The 9,035-nt window shown below is 49.1% G+C and carries 11 protein-coding genes; all 11 read right to left on the bottom strand.

Annotation, left to right across the window (positions count from 1 at the left end; genetic code table 11):
• Positions 1-1,412, bottom strand: a 1,412-nt coding sequence (locus COY37_RS10525) for an isoleucine--tRNA ligase (protein ID WP_286977528.1), incomplete at its 3' end; no start/stop codon positions are given.
• Positions 1,413-1,837: 425 nt separating this feature from the next.
• Positions 1,838-2,176, bottom strand: a complete 339-nt coding sequence (locus COY37_RS10520; protein ID WP_286679012.1) for a hypothetical protein — start codon at positions 2,174-2,176, stop codon at positions 1,838-1,840.
• Positions 2,177-2,209: 33 nt separating this feature from the next.
• Positions 2,210-2,476, bottom strand: a complete 267-nt coding sequence (locus COY37_RS10515; protein WP_286679013.1) for a DUF167 domain-containing protein — start codon at positions 2,474-2,476, stop codon at positions 2,210-2,212.
• Between the two features lie 51 nt (positions 2,477-2,527).
• Entirely contained in the window at positions 2,528-3,415 is an 888-nt protein-coding gene (locus tag COY37_RS10510; protein ID WP_286679014.1) for a DivIVA domain-containing protein, read from the bottom strand.
• Positions 3,416-3,463: 48 nt separating this feature from the next.
• Positions 3,464-3,760 carry a YggT family protein gene (locus COY37_RS10505; RefSeq protein ID WP_286679015.1) on the bottom strand — a complete coding sequence of 99 codons (297 nt, stop codon included), beginning with the start codon at positions 3,758-3,760 and terminating at the stop codon, positions 3,464-3,466.
• 17 nt (positions 3,761-3,777) lie between these two features.
• Positions 3,778-4,587: a pyrroline-5-carboxylate reductase gene (gene proC, locus COY37_RS10500; protein WP_286679016.1), complete on the bottom strand. Its 810-nt coding sequence runs from the start codon at positions 4,585-4,587 to the stop codon at positions 3,778-3,780.
• Positions 4,588-4,599: 12 nt separating this feature from the next.
• Complete coding sequence (locus COY37_RS10495; RefSeq protein WP_286679017.1) at positions 4,600-5,085, bottom strand: cell division protein SepF; 486 nt, start codon at positions 5,083-5,085, stop codon at positions 4,600-4,602.
• A gap of 14 nt (positions 5,086-5,099) precedes the next feature.
• Complete coding sequence (locus COY37_RS10490) at positions 5,100-5,774, bottom strand: YggS family pyridoxal phosphate-dependent enzyme (RefSeq protein ID WP_286679018.1); 675 nt, start codon at positions 5,772-5,774, stop codon at positions 5,100-5,102.
• 44 nt (positions 5,775-5,818) lie between these two features.
• A complete protein-coding gene (gene phoU, locus COY37_RS10485; protein WP_286977523.1) occupies positions 5,819-6,481 on the bottom strand; it encodes a phosphate signaling complex protein PhoU in 663 nt (220 codons plus the stop codon).
• Positions 6,482-6,610: 129 nt separating this feature from the next.
• Positions 6,611-7,474: a peptidoglycan editing factor PgeF gene (gene pgeF / locus COY37_RS10480; protein WP_286679020.1), complete on the bottom strand. Its 864-nt coding sequence runs from the start codon at positions 7,472-7,474 to the stop codon at positions 6,611-6,613.
• Between the two features lie 168 nt (positions 7,475-7,642).
• Positions 7,643-8,704 carry a cell division protein FtsZ gene (gene ftsZ / locus COY37_RS10475; protein ID WP_353682466.1) on the bottom strand — a complete coding sequence of 354 codons (1,062 nt, stop codon included), beginning with the start codon at positions 8,702-8,704 and terminating at the stop codon, positions 7,643-7,645.
• Positions 8,705-9,035: the final 331 nt, after the last annotated feature.

The raw sequence follows: 9,035 nt of genomic DNA, 5'->3' as shown, positions 1-9,035 counted from the left end.
CCCCAGGAGCGCTGCCTTGAGATACACCAATCCGGCCTGCCCTCAACCATACCGGTAATGCGCCGGATGCTCCAATCAGGTATCCACCTTACATTGTTTATTGAATTCATGGCCTCACCGCGCAGGTTGTTTGCTTCCATCGACACAAACCACTGCTCGGTCGCCCTGAAGATAACCGGATTCTTGCACCTCCAGCAGCAGGGATACGCGTGCGTGATCTCGGTGCTATACGCAAGAAGCCCTTTTGCTTTTAAGAAATCAAGAATCTCTTTGTTGGCATCGTAGATATACATGCCCGCGAACCGGCCGGCCTCCTTGGTGAAATGACCGGTCGCATCCACCGGCATCGGGGCCGGAAGGTCGTATTTTAGTCCGGTCATGTAGTCTTCCTGGCCGTGTCCGGGGGCTGTGTGCACAGCACCCGTTCCGGTATCCAACCCGACGTAGTCGGCAAGCACGACCACCGATTCCTTCTCCGGGAAGAGCGGGTGCTCGCACTTTAGATACTCCATATCCGAGCCCTTAAAATGCGCAACGGTCTCGTAATCGGATATTCCTATCTCTGGCGCGACCTCCTCGAACCTTGCATCCGCAAAGATGAGTATCTCGCCCCCGGTTTTTACGGCGATATATGCGGCATCCGGGTGGACCGCTACGGCGACGTTTGCCGGAAGCGTCCACGGCGTTGTCGTCCAGATTACGACAAACTTTGGCTCGCTAAATTCTTTGATCGGCTCAAATTCGCTTTTCAAGGGGAATTTCACGTAGATCGAAGGGGATGCCTCCTCTTTATACTCGATCTCGGCCTCGGCAAGCGCGGTCTGGTCGGTAATGCACCAGTGAATGGGTTTGCGCCGCTTATATACGAGCCCTTTTTTATAAAGCTCGCCGAATACCTCAACATTAGCCGCTTCATACTTATGGTTAAGCGTCAGATACGGATCGAACCAGTCACCGCTTACGCCAAGCCGCATGAACTGCTCGCGCTGCTTATCCACAAAACTCAGGGCGTAGTCCTTGCAGAGCTTCCTGAACTCGACCTGCGAGATGGTCTTGGCTTTTTCCCCAAGTTGCTTCTCGACATTATGCTCGATCGGCTGACCGTGGCAATCCCATCCGGGCACGTACGGGCTGTCGAAACCCGCCATCGTTTTGTATTTTACGATCATGTCCTTAAGGATTTTATTCATGGCGGTGCCCACGTGGATATTGCCGTTGGCGTACGGCGGCCCATCGTGGAGAATAAATTTTTTGCGCCCCGACGATTCCTCGCGAATCGCTTTATATAGATCGATATCGCTCCAGAAGTTAAGCATTTCCGGTTCTCGTTGCGGCAAATTTGCCTTCATCGGAAAATCGGTCTGCGGCAAATTCAACGTGCTCTTGTAATCAGGTTTAGCCGGTTCGTTCATTATGCCCCCTTCACCTCGTTTATTAGCTCTCAGCTGTCAGCTCTCAGCTAAAACCATCATCAATAGTAGGCTTTATCTAAGCTTAAACACTCGTGCTTTTGTTAATGCTTGCTGCTCTCTAGATTCTTCACTTCGTTCAGAATGACAGCTAGTGGATACTGTTCTTAAAAGCCCACACACTCTCAACCCACGCACTGCTTACTCCCTACTGCCTACTAAAGCCCTCATTCTCGACTCACGTAAAAGCCCAGGCCTCCCGCAGAAAGGGCGGGGTGATTGCCAGGCCTACTAAAGCCCTCATTCTCGACTCACGTAAAAGCTGATGGCTGACCCATTTTCTAGACCTGTCCTATCAAGAAAAAGCCCTCTCTCACTACAGCGAGAAAGGTTGCTGATATAACATCTGATAAAAAAACTTATGCGTGCTACTTGCCGAGCACCTCGGATAAAACCCACAACCTAAGGTCGCGGGTTTCGAGCGCGTCTACAAATGCGTTAACTTTACAGCGTAAACCCGAATCGGGTTCGTATATGAAAATCGCCTCGGCCCCGTCCCCTTCTTTTCTTAAAAAACCTTTGCCGGCGAGATGCCCAACGGCTGCCTCGATATCGTCCTCGCGTCGTCCCAGGTGTCGCGCCAGGTCGGCGCATCTATCCCGAACACCCGGATTCTGATGATAAAATACAATAACAGCCCATACAACCAACGAATTCACATACGAATGGACGAACTCCTGCAAATTTTTATCTATGGTATTACTCATTAATTCCGACACCCACGAACCCTTTATAGAGCGCTACATGCCTTTCATAGCGCCCTCTAAACCTGCCACGATTTTTTCAGGGGTCATTCCTTCTATATAGATAGTCTTGTGTCTACCCTGATGTCCTGATTTTATCGCAAGTTGGCGTTTTGGCAAACCCAAAATGTGTGATAAAAGCTCAATACACTCCTCGTTTGCCTTCCCCTCAACCGGCGGCGACTTCACGGCAATCTTAATGCTATCGCCGTGCACTCCCACGATTATTGTCCTGGAAGCCCTCGGCTGAATCCATACATTCAACAACGTTCCATTACTATAGGGGCTTGCATACACATCAATCAGCTTCTTAGGCTAAAAAGCTAAGCTATCAAAATCAGAAGTGTCCGGCTTGCCGCTAAATGTATCTTTCTTGGCATTCTTAACAGGATTTCTCACCAAGTCGTTACCGTTATTTTTTGACAAGGGATCCGTCATATCCGGATATGTGTCTTCGATAAAATTATCCAGCACATACGTCTCGCCGACATAGCTGTCCGGCATTGTCGGCTTGGGCTCCTGCGGCTGCTCCTTATTCATCTCAACCATCCCGATTTTTGGGATCTCCTGCACCTCAGGAATTTCTGGAGTGTTCGGAATATCCGGGATATCCAGGATGCCTGGGCTAATTGAGATTTCATTCTCAGACACCTGGCTATCGATTTCGGGCATCGAGACTATTCTCTCCGATATTATTTTCTCTAGCTCAGAGGATGCTTTGTCATTAATCCCCACGATGTTGTTGCCTATATCGGCAAGAACGGCGGTGCTATCCGCAATCCGGATATATGACTCCAACATCGACTTAAACTTGGTCCGAAATTCCTCTTCGGCTTGTTTGAGACTACCTAGGGTCGCCTCATATTTACTTTTTAGATCATATGCTTCCTGGATTATCTCTTTGGCCTTAAGCTCGGCATCTCTCACGATCAGCCCTGCTTCTTTATTGGCATGAACGGTAACGTCATCTGCCGATTTTTGGGCAGTCAGCAGCGCGTTCTGCAGGGTTTTCTCCATCCCCGAATAGCCTTCCAGGTCTTGCTTTGCTTTTTCAAACCGCTCTTTCAGTTCAATGTTTTCTTTGAACAGACGTTCAAAATCTTCTGCGACATCATCTAGAAACTTGTCTACTTCTTCTTCGCCATAGCCACGAATAGCTCTGCGAAATTCTTTCTGGTGAATGTCTAGCGGTGTTAACTTCATCTACATATCCTCCTTCGACTATTGTTATAGCATCTGTTACATTATGTGTTACATACCGAATATGAGCCTGAGAACAGAATGAATTATCGTCTGTATGATGTTGAGCAGGATCAGCGCTATAACCGGCGACAGATCCAGCCCCATCCCGCCAACCATGATCGGCGGTATTATATTTCTAACGAGCTTCAAGATTGGCTCGGTGATGTCGTAAATAAAGTTAAGGATCGGCCTGGTGATATGATTCACCGGAACCTGTATAAACGATAACACCACTCTTACAAGGATAAAGATATACAGAAGTTGAAATATTACATCGATTATCCTAAAGACAATGTTCAACGGCACGTACTGATTCCTCCAACTTAAGCCAGTTCCCCGGCTCTTCGAATTGCAGCTTCTACTGCTTCTTGTACTATAGACCTAAATTCATGATTCGAAAATACCTGTAAAGCCGCAGCTGTCGTGCCGCCCGGTGATGTTACCATCTCCCTTAGTTCACTGGGTTTCTTGCCGATCTCCCGCAGCATGGTTGCGGAGCCGGTCATTGTTTGTATGACTAACGTGCTTGCAGCGCTCTCATCCAATCCGGCTTTTACTCCGGCATCGATCAGCGCCTCGACCATTAAAAAGAAATATGCGGGCCCCGAGCCGCTAACGGCGGTTGCCCGGTTCTGTAAATCCTCTGGAAGCTCAACCGCCTCGCCCACCGAAGAGAAAAGTCGCAACGCAACTTCCACAGCTTCGTCATCAGCGTACGCACTACGGCTGACCACCGACATAGCCTGCCCGACCAGGGCCGGCGTATTAGGCATTACGCGAATGATTCGCGCGTCTTTGCCGATTAAGCGATGTAGTTTTTCTGTCGGGACACCCGCAGCGATAGATATAACAATCTGGTCCTCCCGAAAGCCATCTTTGGCACCGGTTAGTGCCTGATCGATCTGCTGCGGTTTTACCGCCAGTAACACTATATCGCTATCTTTAACAGCCTCGACAGTCTCGGTTGTGAACTCTGTTTGATATGCATCTCTCAGACTTTTGAGGCGCTCGGTATTTACATCATTGAGGATGATCTGCCCGGCTTGAACTATCCCGGACTTGATAAAGCCCCCGCACAGAGCTTCGCCCATCTGCCCGGCCCCAATAATTGAGAGTTTCTTACCTTCAAGCAACAGCGAATCCCCCTAGAGCTGGTTGAAAAATCCTTTTTCTTGCAGGCGTCTTCTCTCTTCAGCCGAGACATCAATGTTACTCGGCGTGAGCAAGAAGACCTTATCGGCTATCTTCTGCATTCCACCATTGAGACCATAGGTCAAGCCGCTGGCAAAGTCTATGAGCCGTTTTGATAGTTCGGTATCGCTTCTTTGCAGGTTGATTATGACGGGGATATCGGCTTTGAATTTATCTGCGATCTTCTGGCAGTCGTTAAAACTGCTTGGCTCAAAGATCTCCACTTTTAGTTGTGGCGGCGGTGCGATTGAGCGCAATGGGCCCGATTTGTGAGAAGCTCGCTCTAAATCGGGATAACGCGTTATCTTGCGCACAGTCGGCGTCTGGTCGAAGTCCTCGAAACTATCGTCTTCATCGAGGTCTTCAAATGTGCTTTCAACGGGTTCCTCTTCTGTTAGTTTGAAATAGTTCAATGTCTTGCGCCACATATTTTCACGCATATATGTTCTCCTCCCTAAGGTGTAAAAATAGCTGTTCCAACCCGTACCATATTTGAGCCTTCTTCGATTGCTATCTCAAAGTCGTTGGTCATACCCATAGAAAGCATCTCGAAATTCGGCCCTTGCCGCTTAGATAAATTATCGAATAGTTCTTTCATTTTTGCAAAGTATAGGCGCAAAAGTCCAATATCGCTTATAAAAGGCGCCATCATCATGAGGCCCTTAATTTGTACATTCTTAAATCGTGCCAGCTCGTCCACGGCGAACAGCACTTCTTCGGGTGAGAATCCGTACTTGCTAGCTTCCCCGGAGACATTGACTTCAAGCAGGACGTCTTGAACTTTGCCGAGTTCGCGACACTGCTTGTTAATCTCCCTGGCTAACGCTATGCTATCTACTGATTGTATCAGGTAAATTAATGGGATGATATACTTTACTTTATTTCTTTGTAGGTGACCGATAAAATGCCAAGCAACCACATCCCCTAACGCCTCGCGTTTCGGCAACAGCTCCTGCACTCTATTTTCCCCAAGATTTGTTACCGCGCTATTGATTACCTGCTGGATTTCGGAAACCGTATGATTTTTGGTTACCGCCACCAATGTTATTTCGTCCGGGCTTCTCCCGCTTCGTTTGGCGGCACCCTCTATTCGTTTACGTACCGACCGGATGTTTTCGTCAATTGACATATCTATGTAATTTTCGCCACAAAAACGCTAATTCCTGCATTAAATTATTCGATTTCGCGGCCGTCAGGTATCTGTCCCGTTACCAGGTAATCGATTCTCTCCGCGATATCGACACAGTGGTCGGCGACGCGCTCCAGAAAACGGCTTGCGAGGAGAATGCTTCCTATCCACTGCATCGACTCGTTACCTTGATGCCGGGAGAGCTGCTCAAACATGTTGCGATGCATGCGGTCCACGACATCATCCATGCCGGTTAATTTGCGGGCAAGCTCGACGTCTCGCTCCTCAAACGCCTTAAGGCAAAGGTCGAATATGCATAACGTCTCATCGCCCATATCGCTTATGCTCTGGCCGACCGGTGCGATCATGCCGTCGATCGGGCACGACCGTTTTGCGCCCTTTGCCATGTTAACGGCCAGGTCACCGATGCGCTCGAGGTGTAGCGCGATAAACATGGTCGTCCAGCACAACCGCAAATCACTTGCAACCGGGGCTTGCCTGGCGATAATCTCCATGGCATGCTCTTCTATCTGGTAGTTGAGCAGGTCGATGCGATCGTCCATCTTTATAACTTCTTCAGCAAGCTCAACATCGCATTCAACAACCGCTTTGACCGCGTTCTCTATCGCTTGCCTGGCTATTCTTCCCATCATCAGCACGTCGCGCTTAAGTTCGTCCAGCTCGTCGTGAAAACTTTTTCGGGGCATTCTATCTCCTCTTTAAAAATAAAAATGATACCCGGCGCATCATAGTTGGTTCATGTTTCATTCTTGGTTAATTCGATCTTGCGCACTGGAATATTAGTAAGATTATAACCGCCTTTTTAAATACGTCAATTATGCTCCATCCGGAAGGATTGCGGCAATAGCCGCCTGACGCCCTGTTGTTCCGCCATCGGCACGATATGAAAAAAACAGGTCATTGCGACACGACGAGCAACAGCCGTCACACCGGTATATGTTGCCGGGGGGAATACCGTTTTCAATAAGCTGCAACTTACTAAGCTCTTTTAGGTGTAGAGTAGTACCATTCAACCAGCTTGCGGTATGTGTGAATTTATGCGAGAACTTTTCTGCAACGTCGGCGCCTACCTGATAACAGCAACCGCCGATTGCGGGGCCGATAAACGCAGTAAAGTTACTGGGGTGCACCCCGTATGTCGAAACCATCATGCGGATAGAGTTTCCGATAACTTCCCCATACATTCCACGCCAGCCGGCATGAACGACGCTAATTACGCGTTTGTTTGGCTCAACCAAAACAACCGGCACACAATCGGCAAAAAACAAGGTTAATGGGATGAATGGGTCGGCGGTAATAAGCGCATCGACGCCGGGGACAGAATCCTTAAGGGACACGGCCCCCCGTCCGGCCTCAAATTTGCCAATGACCGCCACCTCGGCGCCGTGGACCTGCTCGGCACATACCATGCGAGCAGCATCCAGGCCGAGCCGGCGACAGACTATATCCCTGTTTTTAATCACATTGTCCGGATTGTCCCCAACATGAAACGCAAGGTTAAGCGATGCATATGGGTCGGTGCTCACGCCACCCCGCCGCGTCGTAAACACTACAAGGATATTATGCTCATCAAGCAGAGGCCTCGAAATAAAATAATCAACCCCGCCCGACTTTTCAAACGTGAGGCCATAATTACCTGTATTATATGTATTTATATGTGTACTTATATCTTTTTCCATAAGCACCCTGCCTACCGCATACTCCCTACTGCCTACTAAGACTCACTCTCTCGGCCCACACCATTCCGGATTCTGGCCCCCGGCCTCTGGACCCTTAAAACAGAAAACCGCCGGCTTACCGCGGGCGGTTGTAGAATTCATCGTCACGATATGGGAACCAAACGCTCCCTATCTTCTTCTTAAGAATGTCGGGATATCTAGGTCTTCCGTGTCAAACGTTGGGATAGTTGAAGACGACTCCTCGGGAGTTGCTTTTTGTACAAACTCGAGTTTATCCTGCTTTCTGAGATCAAACCCCGTTGCGATGACGGTAACCCGTACCTCGTCACCGAGTGTATCATCAATAACCGCACCGAAGATGATGTTTGCTTCCGGATGCGTCGCATTAGCGATAACTTCCGCGGCCTCGTTTACCTCGAAGAGACCGAGGTCCGAGCCGCCCGAGATATTGAGAAGAACACCCTGCGCGCCGTCGATGGACGCCTCGAGCAGCGGACTTGCGATAGCGCTATTTGCGGCTTCAACGGCGCGGTTCTCGCCGCTTGATACGCCGATACCCATAAGCGCCGAGCCTGCGTCAGACATAATAGTCCTGACATCGGCAAAATCCAGGTTGATTAAGCCTGGAACGGTAATCAAATCGGTTATACCCTGGACACCCTGACGAAGTACGTCGTCGGCCATCCTAAATGCTTCGATAATCGAGGTCTTCTTTTCGGCTACGTGAAGCAGCCTATCGTTAGGAATAATGATTAAGGTGTCGACTTTCTCACGGAGCTTCATAATGCCTTCATCGGCCTGCATCGAACGTTTTCTTCCCTCAAAGCTGAACGGCCGCGTAACAACTCCTACCGTTAATGCCCCTATGTCCTTGGCTATCCCCGCTATAACCGGCGCGGCCCCAGTTCCGGTGCCGCCGCCTTTTCCTGCAGTAATAAAAACCATATCTGCGCCTTGCAGTGCTTCCTTAATATCCTCTCTGCTTTCTTCTGCCGCCTGGAATCCGATCTCCGGGTCGGCCCCTGCTCCTAGGCCTTTTGTTAGATTCGCGCCAATATGTACTTTGTAATCGGCGTCAGACATTAATAAAGCCTGTGCATCCGTATTACAGGCTATAAATTCAACGCCGCGTAAGCCGGCTTCAATCATCCGGTTGACGGCGTTGGTGCCGCCCCCTCCTACTCCGACTACTTTGATCACAGCTAGATAATTGGCGCCAGCATCTAACATCATAAAGCCTCCCTTCCATTACCTCGACTATTACTTTAGACTTATGTGCAGCTCTCTCTAGTACAGATATAGTTTATTTTAACCTTAACCTTGGCAATAACCTTATCCTACCCAAGCAAAAAAAGCAACCTTCTCAGGTAAAAACATTGCCAAAACATTAACAATAAAACCGTGTTTTATGAAGAAGCCACTCCTGCTTTAACCTGGTATTTTATGGTAATTAGACAATCAGCCCCGTCCTTCACCCGTACTAAGATCCTCTTACTGGCAGGTAAGGCTACCTACAATAAACAAACCGACCGATTGATACCCGACCGTCCAACCCGGCCGG

The sequence above is a fragment of the Candidatus Aquicultor secundus genome, assembly GCF_002791875.1.
Lineage (GTDB): Bacteria > Actinomycetota > Aquicultoria > Aquicultorales > Aquicultoraceae > Aquicultor_A > Aquicultor_A secundus.
The sequence above is the reverse complement of the archived record's forward strand: the minus strand, read 5'-3'. Positions and strand labels throughout refer to the sequence as shown.